The sequence below is a fragment of the Micromonospora arida genome (genome assembly GCF_042873195.1).
GTDB classification, from domain to species: domain Bacteria; phylum Actinomycetota; class Actinomycetes; order Mycobacteriales; family Micromonosporaceae; genus Micromonospora; species Micromonospora arida.
The window spans coordinates 114,861-129,206 of record NZ_JBIALC010000003.1 but is presented as its reverse complement, the minus strand read 5'-3'; the positions used below and the strand labels follow the sequence as shown (position 1 = coordinate 129,206).

Below are 14,346 nucleotides of genomic sequence, written 5' to 3'. Positions count from 1 at the left end.
CTGCACCGGCTGGTGTGCGCTCTGAGGTGTGGTCCGAATAGGGTTGGGTTCGTAGCCTGTCAGACAGAGATCGATGGCGCTGGGAGGGCGGGCCGTGGAGGGCAGTGAGACCGGCTGGGGCCGGCCGGCCGAACCAGCGCCGCGGTGGCGCGCGCTGTTGGACCGTGCCCGGCTGGGCGGTCGCGGCGCGGAGCAGACCGAGCCGGAGCGGCGCGGCGAGGAGCCGCCGCCGGACCCGCTGCCACGGCGTGCGGCCCCCAACGGCTACGCCGGGCGGGCACCCGCCATCGGGCATCCCGCCGACCTGTCGTACGGCGCGGAGCCCGGTTACCGGGCCGAGGCGACCTACCGCGTCGACCCCGCGTACCGGGTCGAGCCCGGCTACCGGGCCGAGCCGGACTACCGGGCCGAGCCCGCGTACCGGACCGAGCCGGGTTATCGGGCCGAGCCGGACTATCGAGCGGAGCCGGCGTACCGGACCGAGCAGCCGGAGTACCGCGCTGAGCCCGGCTACCGGGCCGAGCCGGGCTACCGCGCTGAGCCGGAGTACCGCGCTGAGCCCGGCTACCGGGCCGAGCCGGACTACCGGGCCGACCCGGGTTATCGGGCCGAGCCGGACTACCGGGCCGAGCCGAGGTACCGGGCCGAGCCCGAGCCGCCGGCACGCGGCCCCGACCCGGTCCCGTCGCGCTACGCGTTGCTGGACAACGGCTACCGACCGGGCGACCCGCCGGTGGAATCGCGGTACGCCCTGCTGGAGACCGGCTACCAGCCGGAGACCGGCTACCCGGCCGCCGCGCCACCGCCCCCGCCGGTCGCCCCGCCGCCCGCGCCACCGGTCGCCGTGCCGGTCACGCCGCCCGTTCCGCCACCACCCGCCCCGGCGATCGGCTCGGCGGTCGCCGAACGTGCCCACCCGGCCCGGATCGAATGGCGCCCAACGGCCGTCGACCAGGAGCAGGAGCGCGCCAACGGGGTGCTCCAACGGGACTTGGGCACGCCCCGGGTGTTCGCCTTCGCCAACCCCAAGGGCGGGGTGCACAAGACGACCGCCACCGTGCTCGCCGCGGCGACGGTCGGCAGCGTCCGCGGCAAGGGCGTGCTGGCCTGGGACGACAACGAGCTGCGCGGCACCCTCGGCCTGCGCGCCGGCAGCGCCCGGCACGCCCGGACGATCCGGCATCTGATCAGCGACCTGGCCCAGATCGAGATCCTGGAGGGCGCGACCCTGCTGGACCGGCTGGACGACTACCTGCGGCACGCCTCCGACGGCTCGTACGACGTGCTGGCCGGCGAGGAGAGCCCGCGCTTCGCGCAGCGGTTGGACCAGTTCACCGTCCGACGGGTGCTGGAGCTGCTGCGGCGTACCCACGACGTGGTCTGCGTGGACACCGGCAACAACGTGGAGAGCCCCAACTGGCGCACGGTGATGCAGGCCGCCGACCAGCTGGTGGTGACCACAGTGCCCCGGGAGGACGCGGCGTTCAGCGCGGACTGGATGCTCGACCTGCTGCACGAGGAGGGCATGGGCGAGTTGGCGGACAACGCGATCACCCTCATCTCCTGCCCGACCCCGGGTCGCTCGACGCTCCAGGACGACCTGGAGCGGCACTTCGCCACCCGTACCCGGGGCGTGGCCGTCGTGCCGTACGACCCGGCTCTGGAGACCGGGTCGTCGATCGAGTACCACCAGCTCCAGCCGGAGACCCGGCAGGCGTGGCTGCGGGCGGCGGCGATGATGGTGGAGCCGTTCGCCCGGTGAGCTGGTCTGCCGCCACCGGAGCCCCGGCCGCGCACCGGGCCTGAGAGGATCATCGGGTGAGCCCGGACAACCCCGACCGTGAGCGGCCCGTCGACGAGGCCGATCAACCCGCGCCACCCCGTACGCCGGATGCGAAACCGCCGGAGGTCGACCCGTCGGCCGGGACAGCGCCGGGCGAGTTCGGTCCGGGTCAGCTGCCGGCCTCGGCGGCGTACCAGAGCTCGCTGGAGCTTCGGTTCGACGAACCGCGTCGTCCGCTGCGTGCGCTGGCGACGGTGCTGGGCGCCGTGCTCGCGCTGGCCGCGCTGGGCGTTCCGCTCGGCCTGCTCTGGGCCGTGCTCGCGCCGGACACCCCGGTGCTCAAGACCGCCGAGGGGGCAATCTACGCCGAGCCGCAACCGGAGCAGCCGATCGCCGCCGACGGCTGGTTCAGCCTGCTCGGGCTCGCCTTCGGGCTGCTCGTGGCGCTCACCCTGTGGTTCGTGCTGCGTCGGCGGCGTGGCCCGGTCGGGTTGCTCGCCGCGGTGCTCGGCACCCTGGTCGCCGCGCCGGTGGCCTGGCAGGTGGGACGGCGGATCGGTCTTGGCACCTTCGAGCGGCTGCTGGCGACCGCCCCGGCCGGGCAGGCCTTCAGCAAACCCGCCGACCTGCGGGCCGGCGGAGTGGACTGGCTGCTCGGCGTGCTGCCGGTGCCGCACGGCAACCTGCTGCTGCCGGCGTTCGGGGCCGCGGTCATGTACACCCTGCTGGCCGGCTGGTCGCGGTGGCCGGGGCTACGCCCGGAGCCCGAGCCGGGGGAGTTCAGTTGGGTGTCGGCGGGGACGCCAGCTCCGACAACGGCACCGGAACCGCCCGCACCTGACGCAGCAGAGCCGCCTCGCGGTTGAGCAACCGCAGCTCGGCGCGGAGTCGGGAGGCGGTGTCGTCGATCGCCAGCAGCCGCTGCCGGTCGTCGACGGTGAGCGCCGCGGTCGCCGCCACCAGGTGCGAGAGCACGGTCGGGTCCTCCGGCAACTGCTCGGAGATCTCCTCCGGGTCGGAGCGGATCAGGCCGAGGTACTGCCGGAACACCGCGATCACCCGGGCGGCCAGCAGATCGGCCACCTCGTCCGGGCCGCCCGGGTCGGGCAGCCACTCGACGTCGGCGGTCAGGTAGGGCTCGGCGCTGTCGTCGACCTCGGCGATGCGGAACCGGCGGCGGCCGACCGTGACGATGTCGAAACCACCGTCGGCCAACTCGGTCACCTGGCGCAGCTCGGCGGTGCAGCCCACCTCGTGCAGCGTCACCTCGCCGACGCTCGACCTGGCCGGGGCGCCGGCGGGACCGGCGGGCGCGACCTCCCAGCCGGCCTGGATGGCCACCACGCCGAACTCGCGCGGGGCACCCTCGGGCAGGCCGACCAGATGCCGGACCAGCGCCCGGTAGCGCTCCTCGAAGATGTGCAGCGGCAGCACCAACCCGGGAAAGAGCACCGTTGCGAGCGGGAACACCGGCAGCCGTGCGGTCACATGGTCGAGCCTAACCAATCTCGGCACCAAGGGCGTGGCCCGGCTCACTGTCCCGGCGGACGGGCGGCTCGGGTGGACGTCGGGACGGCCGCCTAGACTCGCAAGGGTGCTGAATCGGATCGACCTGCGCGACGGTCTCGCTGACCCGCGCCGCCTGCTGCCCCGTGCCCAGCTCGACGTGTCCGTCGCCGTCGAGCGCATCCGGCCCCTGGTGGAGGCGGTCCGTGAGCATGGGTACCCAGCGATCCAGGAGGCGAGCGTTCGGTTCGACGGCATCTCCCCGGAGGTGCTGCGAGTGCCGGTCGAGGCGATCACCGAGGCGGAGGGGGTGCTCGACCCGGCGGTGCGTGCCGCGCTGCTGGAGTCCATCACCCGGGCCCGTCGGGTGCACGCCGACCAGCGGCGCACCGACCACACCACGAAGGTGGTGCCCGGCGGCACCGTCACCGAGCGGTGGCTGCCGGTCGACCGGGTCGGCCTCTACGTGCCCGGTGGCCTGGCGATGTACCCGTCGACAGTGGTGATGAACGTGGTGCCCGCCCAGGCGGCCGGGGTGCGTTCGCTGGTGGTGGTCAGCCCGCCGCAGAAGGACAACGGCGGCCTGCCCGATCCCCGGGTGCTCGCCGCGTGCGCGCTGCTCGGCGTCGACGAGGTCTACGCCGTGGGCGGGGCCCAGGCGGTGGCGATGCTGGCGTACGGCGCTGCGGTGGATCCGGCGGGTGAGCTGCGGTGCGACCCCGTCGACCTGATCACCGGCCCCGGCAACATCTGGGTGACCGCCGCCAAGCGGCTGCTGCGCGGCGTGGTCGGCATCGACGCCGAGGCCGGGCCGACCGAGATCGCCATCCTGGCCGACGACACCGCCGACCCGGCGCACGTGGCCGCCGACCTGATCAGTCAGGCCGAGCACGACCCGCTGGCCGCGAGCGTGCTGGTCACCCCGTCGGTGGCGCTGGTCGAGGCGGTCGAGGCGGAGTTGGCCCGGCAGGTGCCGGCGACCAAGCACACCGAGCGGGTCACCACGGCGCTGACCGGCGAGCAGAGCGGCGTGGTCCTGGTCGACGACCTCGAGGCTGGGCTGCGGGTGGTCGACGCGTACGCGGCCGAGCACCTGGAGATCCAGACGGTGGACGCCCGGGAGTGGGCGCTGCGGGTCCGCAACGCTGGGGCGATCTTCGTGGGCGCCTGGTCGCCGGTGTCGCTCGGGGACTACTGCGCCGGCTCCAACCACGTGCTGCCCACCGGCGGCTGCGCCCGGCACTCCTCCGGGCTGTCCGTGCAGTCCTTCCTGCGCGGCGTGCACCTGATCGAATACACCGAGGCCGCGCTGCGCGAGGTGGCTCCGCACGTGGTCACCCTGGCCAACGTGGAGGACCTGCCCGCGCACGGCCAGGCGGTCCAGGCCCGTTTCCCGGGAGGGCCGGCGTGACCAGCCTGGACGATCTGCCGATCCGGGCCGACCTGCGGGGGCTGTCGCCGTACGGGGCGCCGCAACTGGACGTGCCGGTGCGGCTCAACACCAACGAGAACTCGCACCCGGTGCCGGAGCCGGTGGTCGAGGCGATCGGCAAGGCGCTCGCGGCCGAGCTGCGCGAGCTGAACCGCTATCCGGACCGGGACGCGGTGGCGCTCCGCGCCGACCTGGCCGAATATCTGGGGCACGGGCTCACCGTCGAGCAGGTGTGGGCGGCCAACGGCTCCAACGAGATCCAGCAGCAGCTGCTCCAGGCGTTCGGCGGGCCGGGGCGCAGCGCGCTCGGCTTCGTTCCGGCGTACTCGATGCACCCGCTGCTGGCCCTCGGCACCAGCACCCGGTGGGTGCCCGCCGCGCGCGGCGTCGACTTCGGGTTGACCGCCGAGGAGGCGGTCGCCCAGGTCCGCGAGCACCAGCCGGACGTGGTCTTCCTCTGCTCGCCGAACAACCCCACCGGCACGGCACTGGACCCGGCGGTGATCGCCGCGGTGCTCGACGTCGCGCCCGGCATGGTGGTCGTCGACGAGGCGTACGCCGAGTTCGCCCGACCCGGGACGGTCAGTGCCCTCGCGGTGCTGCCCAGCCACCCACGGCTGGTGGTCACCCGGACGATGAGCAAGGCGTTCGGCTTCGCCGGTGGCCGGCTGGGTTACCTGGCCGCCGACCCGGCGGTGGTGCGCGCGGTGCAGCTCGTCCGTTTGCCGTACCATCTCTCCGCGCTCACCCAGGCCGCCGCGCGCGCGGCGGTGGCTCACCGCGATGCCCTTCTCGGTACGGTGAGCGCGATCATGGCGCAGCGGGACCGGATCGTGGCGACGCTGCGGGAGCGGGGGTTGCGGGTCGCCGACAGCGACGCCAACTTCGTGCTCTTCGAGGTGGGCGGCGACCAGACCATCGTCTGGAACGCCCTGCTGGCGCAGGGGGTGCTGGTCCGTGACGTCGGCCTGCCCGGCTGGCTGCGGGTGACCGCCGGCACCGCCGCCGAGACCGACGCCTTCCTTTCTGCAATGGAGACTTCGCAATGAGTCGGACCGCCCGGGTGGAACGGATCACCAAGGAGACCAAGGTCCTCGTCGAGATCGATCTCGACGGCACCGGTGCCGCCGAGATCAGCACCGGCGTCGGCTTCTACGACCACATGCTGCACCAGATCGCCCGGCACGGCGGCTTCGACCTGACCGTGCGCACAGTGGGTGACCTGGAGATCGACGCGCACCACACGATCGAGGACACCGCGCTCGCCCTGGGTGCGGCGTTCGACCAGGCGCTGGGCGACAAGGCCGGCATCCGGCGGTACGGCTCGGCGACCGTGCCGATGGACGAGGTGCTGGTCCGGGCCGCGGTGGACCTCTCCGGTCGGCCGTACGTGGTGCACGACGAGCCGGTGCTCGCCCCCTACATCGGCCCGGTGTACGCGACCAGCATGACCCGGCACATCTGGGAGTCCTTCGGCCAGGCGGCCCGGGTCACGCTGCACGTCGACGTGCTGCGGGCGGCCCGGCCGGGTGGTCACCCGGACGCGCACCACGTGGTGGAGGCGCAGTTCAAGGCGGTCTCCCGCGCGTTGCGCGAGGCCACCTCGATCGACCCGCGTTCTGCCGGAGCGATCCCGAGCACGAAGGGCGCGCTCTGATGAGCGCGAGGAGTGCAGCGCAGCGGAGCCTCGCAGTCGCGAATGAAAGGTGGCTCTGATGGGTGCCGCGTTGCCGACGTTGCTGCTGGTTCTGGCCGGGGTGCTGGTGGGCGGCACCTGGTCGCTCTACCGGCAGGGCGCGCCGAAGGCCGCCGTGCTGATCACCGCGGGGCTCGCGGTGCTCGCCACGGTCGCCGGGGTGCTGCGGCTGCTGCCGGAGAACGGGTGATCGGGGTGACGACATGAGTGACGTGGTGGTGCTCGACTACGGCTCGGGCAACCTGCGCTCGGCGGAGCGGGCGCTGGCCGCCGCCGGAGCGGACGTCCGGGTGACCGGCGACCTGGCCGCAGCGGCTGCCGCGGATGGTCTGGTGGTGCCGGGTGTGGGCGCGTACGCGGCGTGCATGGCGGGGATCGAGGCGTTGGGCGCCGGTCCGGTGATCGCCGAACGGGTGGCTGCTGGCCGGCCGGTGCTCGGCATCTGCGTGGGCATGCAGGTGCTCTTCGAGCACGGTGACGAGCACGGAGTGGTGACCAAGGGGCTGGGGCTGCTGCCCGGCGGGGTGACCCGGCTGGCCGCCACCAGGTTGCCGCACATGGGCTGGAACACGGTCCGGGCTCCGCGGGAGTCGGTGCTGTTCGCCGGGTTGACGGAGCAGAGCCGGTTCTACTTCGTCCACTCGTACGCGATGGGCGACCCGGCGGCGCTGGCCGCTGCCGGTGCCACGGTGACCACCGCCCACCACGACACGGATTTCGTCGCGGCGGTGGAGCGTGGCTCGTTGTCGGCGGCCCAGTTCCACCCGGAGAAGTCCGCCGACACCGGTGCCGCGCTGCTGCGCAACTGGCTCGCCACGTTGCCCAGCGGTGACTGAGCACCGTCGCGCGGTGCCCGAGCGGTGGGCGTCGCCGTGAGCCGGGAGCGTGCCCGCCGGCGGGCGGAGCGGGAGGCCGAGCAGGCCCGGGAGCGGGCGGTCCGGCAGCGCCAGGTCGCCCGGCGGCAGCGCCGTCGCGCGGTGGTCCGCAGCTTGACGCCGCGGCTGCGGCGGGGTCGCTCCGGGCGGCTGGCCCGGCACACTCGGGGTGAGCGGGCCGCGATCGTGCTGCTCACCGGCGCGGCGTTGATCCTGATCTGGACGTTCGTCGACAACCTGGCGTTGCGTATCGCGCTGATCGTGCTCTTGCTGCTCGTACTGCCGGCGATCGTGGTGATCGCCCTGGACCGTCGTACCTGATCGAGGAGAAGACCTTGAGCCTCACCCTGTTACCCGCCGTGGATGTAGCTGACGGCCGGGCCGTCCGGCTCGTTCAGGGCGCCCTCGGAAGCGAGAGCATCTACGGCGACCCGTTGGACGCGGCGCTGGCCTGGCAGCAGGACGGCGCGGAGTGGATCCACCTGGTCGACCTGGACGCGGCGTTCGGTCGGGGCACCAACGCGCACCTGCTCGCGGAGGTGGTGCGCCAGTTGGACGTGAAGGTGGAGCTCTCCGGGGGCATCCGTGACGACGAGTCGCTGCGCGCGGCGCTGGGCACCGGAGCGGCCCGGGTGAACATCGGGACCGCCGCCCTGGAGGACCCGGTCTGGTGTGACCGGGTGGTCGCGGAGTACGGCGACCGGGTGGCCATCGGGCTGGACGTGCGGGGTCACACCCTGTCGGCGCGGGGTTGGACCCGCGACGGCGGTGACCTGTACGAGGTGCTGGAGCGACTGGACAAGGCGGGCGCGAGTCGGTACGTGGTCACCGACATCACCAAGGACGGCACGATGCGCGGGCCGAACCTGGATCTGCTGCGCGAGGTGTGTGCCCGTACGGACCGGCCGGTGATCGCCTCGGGCGGGGTGTCCACCCTGGACGACCTGCGGGCGTTGGCGACCCTGGAGTCGGCCGGGGTGGAGGGCGTGATCGCCGGCAAGGCGCTCTACGCGGGTGCCTTCACGGTGGCCGAGGCGCTGCGGACGTTGGCCGAGGCATGACGACGACACGGCTGGGGTCGGGCGGCCCGTGGGAGCAGCGCTACGGGTACTCCCGGGTGGTCCGGGCCGGTGAGCGGGCCTGGACGGCCGGTTGCACGGCGACGGTGGACGGCCGGGTGGTGCACGTCGGTGACGCGGCCGCGCAGACCGCGCAGGCGCTGCGGATCGGGCTGGCCGCGCTGGCAGAGGTGGGTGCGGAGCCGGGCGATGTGGTCCGGACCAGGATGTACGTGACGGACCGACTGCACGCCGACGAGGTGGGCCGGGCGCACAACGCGGTCTTCGGCGCGGTCCGGCCGGCGGCCACCCTGGTGGTGGTGGCCGGTCTGTTGGACCCGGAGCACCTGGTCGAGGTGGAGTTGGAGGCGTACCTCGGCGATCGCTGAGGTACCCGCCCAGGCGGCCTGCTGGGCCGTCCCGCGCCCCGATAAGTTGTGCACAACTTAATTGTGGGCTACGGTTCAGCGGTGACCGATGACCTGGTGCTGCGCCGGCAGGTGTGCTTCGCGCTCTACGCCGCGTCGCGCGCACTGACCGACGTCTACCGGCCGATCCTCGACGAGGTCGGGTTGACCTACCCGCAGTACCTGGCGCTGCTGGTGCTCTGGGAGCGCCCCGACGACGCCCCCACGGTGTCCGAGTTGGGCGCCGAGCTGCGGCTGGACTCCGGCACGCTCTCCCCGCTGCTCAAGCGGCTGGAGGGGGCGGGCCTGGTGGTGCGGCGGCGGTCGGCCCGCGACGAGCGGCGGGTCGAGGTGGGCCTCACCGAGCAGGGCCGGGCGCTGCGCGAGCGGCTCTGCGACGTTCCCCTGCGGATCGCCCTGGCCACCGGGCTGGGCTTCGACGAGCTCGTCGCGCTGCGCGACACCCTCACCCGGGTCACCGACACCATCCACCGACAGAAGGAGCAGTGACCACCATGCAGGTTGTCTACACCGCGTCCGCGACCGCTACCGGCGACGGCCGGGACGGCCACGTCGAGACCTCCGACGGCACGTTCGCACTCGATCTGGCCGTGCCGAAGGAGATGGGCGGCGCCGGTGGCGCGGCCAACCCCGAGCAGCTCTTCGCCGCCGGTTACGCGGCCTGCTTCCACAGCGCGCTGCGGCTGGTGGCCCGCCGGGCCAAGGCCGACGTGACCGGTTCCGTGGTCGGCGCCGAGGTGGGCATCGGCCCGAACGGCAGCGGCGGCTTCGGGCTCACCGTGCAGCTCGTCGTCGACCTGCCCGCCGCGCCCCGCGAGGTCGCCGAGCAGATCGTCGAGCAGGCCCACCAGGTCTGCCCGTACTCCAACGCCACCCGTGGCAACGTCGACGTCACCCTGACCGTCCGCGAGACCCTGACCGCGTGACCTCGCGGCCCCAGGCCCCAATCCGCGGACGAGAGGACGACCACCCTGTGACCAGCAACCGTGAGATCCACCTGGCCAGCCGCCCCCAGGGCTGGCCCACGGAAGACACCTTCCGGCTCGTCGAGACCGAGGTTCCGACGCCCGGACCGGGCCAGATCGTGGTCCGCAACCAGTACATGTCCGTCGACCCGTACATGCGCGGACGGATGAACGACGTCAAGTCGTACGTGCCGCCGTTCGCGCTCGACGCGGCGCTCGACGGTGCCGCGATCGGTGAGGTGGTGGCCAGCGAGGCGGCGGACATCGCCGTCGGGACCACCGTCCTGCACGGGCTGGGCTGGCGGGAGTACGCGCTGCTCGACGCCGCCGCGGCCCGCCCCGTCGACCCGAACATCGCCCCGGTCAGCGCGTACCTGAGCGTGCTCGGCATGATCGGGTTGACCGCGTACGCCGGGCTGCTGGAGGTGGCCGCGATGAAGCCCGGCGAGACGGTCTTCGTCTCCGCCGCGGCCGGCGCGGTGGGCAGCCTGGTCGGCCAGATCGCCAAACTCAAGGGCGCCGGCCGGGTGATCGGCAGTGCCGGCTCGCCGGCCAAGGTCGAGCGGCTGCGGGCGCTGGGCTTCGACGCCGCCTTCGACTACCACGACGGGGTCCGCGAGTCGCTGCGGGCGGCCGCCCCGGACGGTGTCGACGTCTACTTCGACAACGTCGGCGGCGACCACCTGGAGGCCGCCATCTCGGCCATGAACCTGCACGGTCGGGCCGCAATCTGCGGCATGATCTCGCAGTACAACGCCACCGAACCGTCGGCCGCGCCGCGCAACCTGGCGCTGGTCATCGGCAAGCGGCTCACCCTGCGCGGCTTCCTGGTCAACGACCACAACGACGTGCGGGCGGCGTTCGTGCGCGACGTCTCGGGCTGGCTGCGCGACGGCACGCTGTCCTACGACGAGACGATCGTGGACGGCATCGAGAACGCACCGAGCGCGTTCCTCGGCCTGCTGCGCGGCGACAACCTCGGCAAGATGCTCGTCCGCGTGTGACGCAGACCTCTCTCGCGGCGGTCGACCCGATCGGGTCGACCGCCGTGCCGCGTGCGGAGGATAGGCTCACGGCATGACGGTGGCGGTACGGGTGATCCCCTGTCTGGACGTGGACGCCGGGCGGGTGGTCAAGGGGGTCAACTTCCTCGACCTGCGTGACGCCGGCGATCCGGTGGAGTTGGCCGCGGCGTACGACCGGGCCGGCGCGGACGAGTTGACGTTCCTCGACGTCACCGCGTCCTCGAGCGACCGGGGCACCATGCTCGACGTGGTGCGCCGCACCGCCGAGTCGGTGTTCATCCCGCTGACCGTCGGCGGTGGGGTCCGGCAGGTCGCCGACGTGGACACGCTGCTACGCGCGGGCGCGGACAAGGTCGGCGTGAACACCGCCGCCATCGCCCGTCCGGAGCTGATCGCCGAGATCGCCGACCGGTTCGGCCGGCAGGTGCTCGTGCTCTCCCTCGACGTGCGGCGCTCGCCGAACGGCGGCACGCCCAGCGGCTTCGAGGTCACCACCCACGGGGGTCGGCGTGGCACCGGCATCGACGCCGTGTGGTGGGCGCACCGGGGCGCCGAGTTGGGCGCGGGGGAGATCCTGCTCAACTCGATGGACGCCGACGGCACCAAGGCCGGCTTCGACCTGGAGTTGATCGCCGCGGTGCGCGCGGTGGTGGACGTGCCGGTGGTGGCCAGTGGGGGAGCCGGCGAGGTGGCCCACTTTCCGCCCGCGATCGGCGCCGGCGCGGACGCGGTGCTCGCCGCCAGCGTCTTCCACTTCGGCGAGCTGACCGTCGCCGAGGTCAAGGACGCGCTGCGCCTCGGCGGCCATCCGGTGCGCTGAGCAGCTCAGCGCTCGCCGGAGTGCCCCTCCGGTGACCGACGCGGGGTGGGAATCGAACGGACCGCGTACTCCTGCACGGCAGCCGCGTGGTCGGCCTCGTCCAGGATCCAGTCCGCGCTGCCGGGCGCGTGCCGGCGGGTCAACACTCCCTGCACGGTGTCCACCATGGTCGCCACACCCGCGCGCGGGCGGGTACGCCACAGCTGCTCACCCTCGGCGGTGATCCGGAACCAGCCGTCGGCGACGCTGACCAGCCCGGCGCCGACCAACCGCTGGACCGCGGCCTCCACCTCGTGCCGCTGCGGAATCGCGTGGTTGAGGTGGTCGGCGGTGGAGAGCACGTCGGTCAGGCGGACGCCCTCCGGCCGCCGGCTTGTCGCCGACCGACGGTGCCGTCCGGCACCGCTCGCGATGACGAGCGACACGAAGATCCAGGCGTCGTTCCAGCGCCAACCGTTCTCCCCCATGCAGAGATGATGACGGCGCGCGTCGCGGAAGGGAACACCCACCCGCCAACCGGTGCGCGGCACCACCGCCATGTACCGGTTCGCGGACGGTCGGTGAGGGCTCAGCCGGTCGGGGTGGCCGGCGCGGGGTTGCCCGGCGGAGGCGCGGCGCTGTCCGGCGCGGTGCCCTCCGGCACGGCGAACAGTGGGATGAAGAACTGGGCCAACGGGCCGATGGCCAGCGCGTACGCGACGGTGCCCACGCCGACCTCGCCGCCGAGCCACCAGCCCAGGGCCAGCACGGTGACCTCGATGACGGTGCGCACCAGCCGGATCGACCGGCCGGGCCGGCGGGCCACGTACCCGGTCATCAGACCGTCGCGGGGGCCGGGGCCCAACTGGGCGCCGAGGTAGAGAGCGGTGGCGGCGCCGTTGGCGACGATCCCGGTGACCAGCATCGCGATCTGGGCGCTGAGTGGGCCAGCCGCGGGTAGCAGGGCCAGTGTGGCGTCCACGACCAGGCCGATCACCACGACGTTGCTGACCGTGCCGAGGCCGGGCCGCTGCCGCAGCGGGATCCAGAGCAGCAGGACCAGCGCGCCGACGCCGATGGTGACAGTGCCGAAGGAGAGCCCGGTCAGCTCGGAGAGCCCCTGGTGGAACACGTCCCACGGGTCGAGGCCCAGGTGGGAGCGGATCATCAGGGCCATGCTGAGGCCGTAGAGCGTGAGCCCGAGGTAGAGCTGGACCAACCGTCGAACCGGCCGGTGCCGCAAATTGCCAAGCAGTGCCATGCATGCCACCCTAGGTGCCAATCCTCGTCGAGGAAGAAGCCAATATCCGAGGAGTGGCTATGACCGGGCAGGTACGCGGCGTCCAATTGGCCCGTCTGCTCGGGCAGTGGCATGCATTGCCGGGCCGCCGCCGCAGCCCCGACTACGCCGCGCTGGCCGGCTCGGTGCGCGGGCTGCTCGCCGACGGCCGGCTGCCGCTGGGCGTCCGCCTCCCGGCCGAACGGGAGCTGGCCGAGGCGCTGCGGATCAGCCGGACCACGGTCACCGCCGCCTACCGGCAGCTACGCGAGACCGGGCACCTGGCCAGCCGTCGGGGCGCCGGCAGTTGGACGATGCTGCCCGGCAACCACCGGGTGGCCAGCACCGGCCTGTGGACCCCGCTGGACGACCGGGAGATGCTCGACCTCGGCGTCGCCGCGCTGGCCGCACCGCCGCAACTGCTGTCAGCCGCGCGGGCCGCCACCGAGGACCTGCCCCGCTACCTGAGCGGGGCCGGTTACCACCCGACCGGCATCATCGAGCTCCGCGAGGCGGTGGCCGACGCGTACACCGCCCGGGGTCTGCCCACCTCGGCCGACCAGATCATGGTCACCAGCGGCACCCAGCACGCACTGGATCTGGTGCTGCGGCTCGCACTGGCCCCGGGTGGCACCGTGCTGGTCGAGTCCCCGACCTACCCCAACGCCCTCGCCGCGCTGGCCGGTCGGCGGGCCCGGATCAGCACCCACGGGCTGGCCGCCGACGGCGGCTGGGAGCCCGACCTGCTGCTGGGCACTCTCCGACAGACCCGGCCCAAGCTGGCCTACCTGATTCCGGAGTTCCAGAACCCGACGGGGCACCTGATGCCCGCGTCGCTACGCGAGCGCGTGGTGGCCGCCGCGCATGCGGTCGGCACCGATCTGATCATCGACGAGTCCTTCGTGGACCTGTCGATGGACGGCACCGAGGTGCCACCCCCGGTCGCCACCTACGACCGGCACAGCCGGGTGGTCAGCATCGGCGGGATGAGCAAGCCCTACTGGGGTGGCCTGCGCATCGGCTGGGTGCGCGCGTCCGCGCCGCAGGTGCAGCGGCTGGCCGCCGTGCGGGTCGGGGTCGACATGGCCAGCCCGGTGCTGGACCAACTGGTCGCGGTGCACCTGCTCGCCGACGCCGAGGCCATCGTCACCGACCGCCGCGTCCAGTTGGCCGTCCAGCGCGACGCCCTGCTCGGCGCGCTGGCGCACCAACTGCCGGAGTGGCGGGTCACCGTGCCACGGGGTGGTGTGACGCTCTGGGCCGAGTTGGACGGCCCGGTCTCGAGCGCGCTGGCCCGGGCCGCGGAGGAGGTCGGCGTACGGCTGGCCCCCGGCCCCCGGTTCGGCCTGGACGGCACCCTGGAGCGCTTCCTGCGGCTGCCCTTCACCCTGCCCGCGGCGGACCTCGTGGAGGCCGTCGGGCGGATCGCGGCGATCCGCTACGACCTGGACCGGGCCGGCCGCCAGCGGTGGCGGGAGCCCGCCGTCATCGCCTGAGTCA

18 protein-coding genes are annotated in these 14,346 nt (G+C 73.4%); 15 read left to right on the top strand and 3 right to left on the bottom strand.

Annotated features, from left to right (window positions below; all coding sequences use genetic code 11):
• Positions 1–73 precede the first annotated feature (73 nt).
• Both ACFYP0_RS11725 and ACFYP0_RS11720 read left to right on the top strand, forming a co-directional pair.
• Positions 74–1,762: a MinD/ParA family ATP-binding protein gene (locus tag ACFYP0_RS11725; RefSeq protein ID WP_124854346.1), complete on the top strand. Its 1,689-nt coding sequence runs from the start codon at positions 74–76 to the stop codon at positions 1,760–1,762.
• Positions 1,763–1,818: 56 nt separating this feature from the next.
• Entirely contained in the window at positions 1,819–2,649 is an 831-nt protein-coding gene (locus tag ACFYP0_RS11720) for a DUF2567 domain-containing protein (protein ID WP_124854345.1), read from the top strand.
• On the opposite strand, the gene ACFYP0_RS11715 is transcribed toward ACFYP0_RS11720, so the two are convergent.
• A complete protein-coding gene (locus ACFYP0_RS11715) occupies positions 2,564–3,271 on the bottom strand; it encodes an LON peptidase substrate-binding domain-containing protein (protein ID WP_124854344.1) in 708 nt (235 codons plus the stop codon). The two genes, ACFYP0_RS11720 and ACFYP0_RS11715, sit on opposite strands and share 86 nt — an antisense overlap.
• 106 nt (positions 3,272–3,377) lie before the next feature.
• Between ACFYP0_RS11715 and hisD the strand changes: the two genes are divergently transcribed.
• The 12 genes from hisD to hisF all read left to right on the top strand — a co-directional run bounded on the left by hisD (position 3,378) and on the right by hisF (position 11,588).
• Positions 3,378–4,700, top strand: a complete 1,323-nt coding sequence (hisD, locus tag ACFYP0_RS11710) for a histidinol dehydrogenase (protein ID WP_124854343.1) — start codon at positions 3,378–3,380, stop codon at positions 4,698–4,700.
• Complete coding sequence (locus tag ACFYP0_RS11705) at positions 4,697–5,770, top strand: histidinol-phosphate transaminase (RefSeq protein ID WP_386995597.1); 1,074 nt, start codon at positions 4,697–4,699, stop codon at positions 5,768–5,770. Before hisD ends, ACFYP0_RS11705 begins: the two co-directional genes overlap by 4 nt.
• The gene (hisB, locus tag ACFYP0_RS11700; protein ID WP_030334475.1) at positions 5,767–6,378 is read left to right on the top strand and encodes an imidazoleglycerol-phosphate dehydratase HisB; all 612 of its coding nucleotides are present in this window, start codon (positions 5,767–5,769) and stop codon (positions 6,376–6,378) included. The genes ACFYP0_RS11705 and hisB overlap by 4 nt, the downstream gene beginning before the upstream one ends.
• Before the next feature lie 58 nt (positions 6,379–6,436).
• Entirely contained in the window at positions 6,437–6,607 is a 171-nt protein-coding gene (locus ACFYP0_RS11695; RefSeq protein WP_167493684.1) for a hypothetical protein, read from the top strand.
• Between the two features lie 13 nt (positions 6,608–6,620).
• Complete coding sequence (hisH, locus tag ACFYP0_RS11690; RefSeq protein WP_124854341.1) at positions 6,621–7,253, top strand: imidazole glycerol phosphate synthase subunit HisH; 633 nt, start codon at positions 6,621–6,623, stop codon at positions 7,251–7,253.
• 36 nt (positions 7,254–7,289) lie between these two features.
• Entirely contained in the window at positions 7,290–7,613 is a 324-nt protein-coding gene (locus ACFYP0_RS11685) for a hypothetical protein (protein WP_091407752.1), read from the top strand.
• A 14-nt stretch (positions 7,614–7,627) separates the two neighbouring features.
• The gene (gene priA / locus ACFYP0_RS11680) at positions 7,628–8,353 is read left to right on the top strand and encodes a bifunctional 1-(5-phosphoribosyl)-5-((5-phosphoribosylamino)methylideneamino)imidazole-4-carboxamide isomerase/phosphoribosylanthranilate isomerase PriA (RefSeq protein WP_124854339.1); all 726 of its coding nucleotides are present in this window, start codon (positions 7,628–7,630) and stop codon (positions 8,351–8,353) included.
• On the top strand, positions 8,350–8,739 hold the full coding sequence (locus ACFYP0_RS11675) for a RidA family protein (RefSeq protein ID WP_112582733.1): 390 nt from the start codon (positions 8,350–8,352) through the stop codon (positions 8,737–8,739). Before priA ends, ACFYP0_RS11675 begins: the two co-directional genes overlap by 4 nt.
• Before the next feature lie 81 nt (positions 8,740–8,820).
• Positions 8,821–9,267 (top strand): MarR family winged helix-turn-helix transcriptional regulator, encoded by a 447-nt coding sequence (locus ACFYP0_RS11670; protein ID WP_124854338.1) that lies wholly within the window; start codon positions 8,821–8,823, stop codon positions 9,265–9,267.
• Between the two features lie 5 nt (positions 9,268–9,272).
• Positions 9,273–9,704 (top strand): organic hydroperoxide resistance protein, encoded by a 432-nt coding sequence (locus ACFYP0_RS11665; protein ID WP_124854361.1) that lies wholly within the window; start codon positions 9,273–9,275, stop codon positions 9,702–9,704.
• Between the two features lie 47 nt (positions 9,705–9,751).
• The gene (locus ACFYP0_RS11660) at positions 9,752–10,747 is read left to right on the top strand and encodes an NADP-dependent oxidoreductase (protein ID WP_386995594.1); all 996 of its coding nucleotides are present in this window, start codon (positions 9,752–9,754) and stop codon (positions 10,745–10,747) included.
• A 73-nt stretch (positions 10,748–10,820) separates the two neighbouring features.
• Positions 10,821–11,588, top strand: a complete 768-nt coding sequence (gene hisF, locus ACFYP0_RS11655; protein WP_112582731.1) for an imidazole glycerol phosphate synthase subunit HisF — start codon at positions 10,821–10,823, stop codon at positions 11,586–11,588.
• A 5-nt stretch (positions 11,589–11,593) separates the two neighbouring features.
• On the opposite strand, the gene ACFYP0_RS11650 is transcribed toward hisF, so the two are convergent.
• Complete coding sequence (locus ACFYP0_RS11650) at positions 11,594–12,055, bottom strand: hypothetical protein (RefSeq protein ID WP_091407765.1); 462 nt, start codon at positions 12,053–12,055, stop codon at positions 11,594–11,596.
• Between the two features lie 101 nt (positions 12,056–12,156).
• Positions 12,157–12,828: a membrane protein YczE gene (gene yczE, locus ACFYP0_RS11645; protein WP_386995590.1), complete on the bottom strand. Its 672-nt coding sequence runs from the start codon at positions 12,826–12,828 to the stop codon at positions 12,157–12,159.
• A gap of 59 nt (positions 12,829–12,887) precedes the next feature.
• Here yczE and yczR point away from each other — a divergent pair, with 59 nt between their 5' ends.
• Complete coding sequence (gene yczR / locus ACFYP0_RS11640; protein WP_355502235.1) at positions 12,888–14,342, top strand: MocR-like transcription factor YczR; 1,455 nt, start codon at positions 12,888–12,890, stop codon at positions 14,340–14,342.
• Positions 14,343–14,346 lie beyond the last annotated feature (4 nt).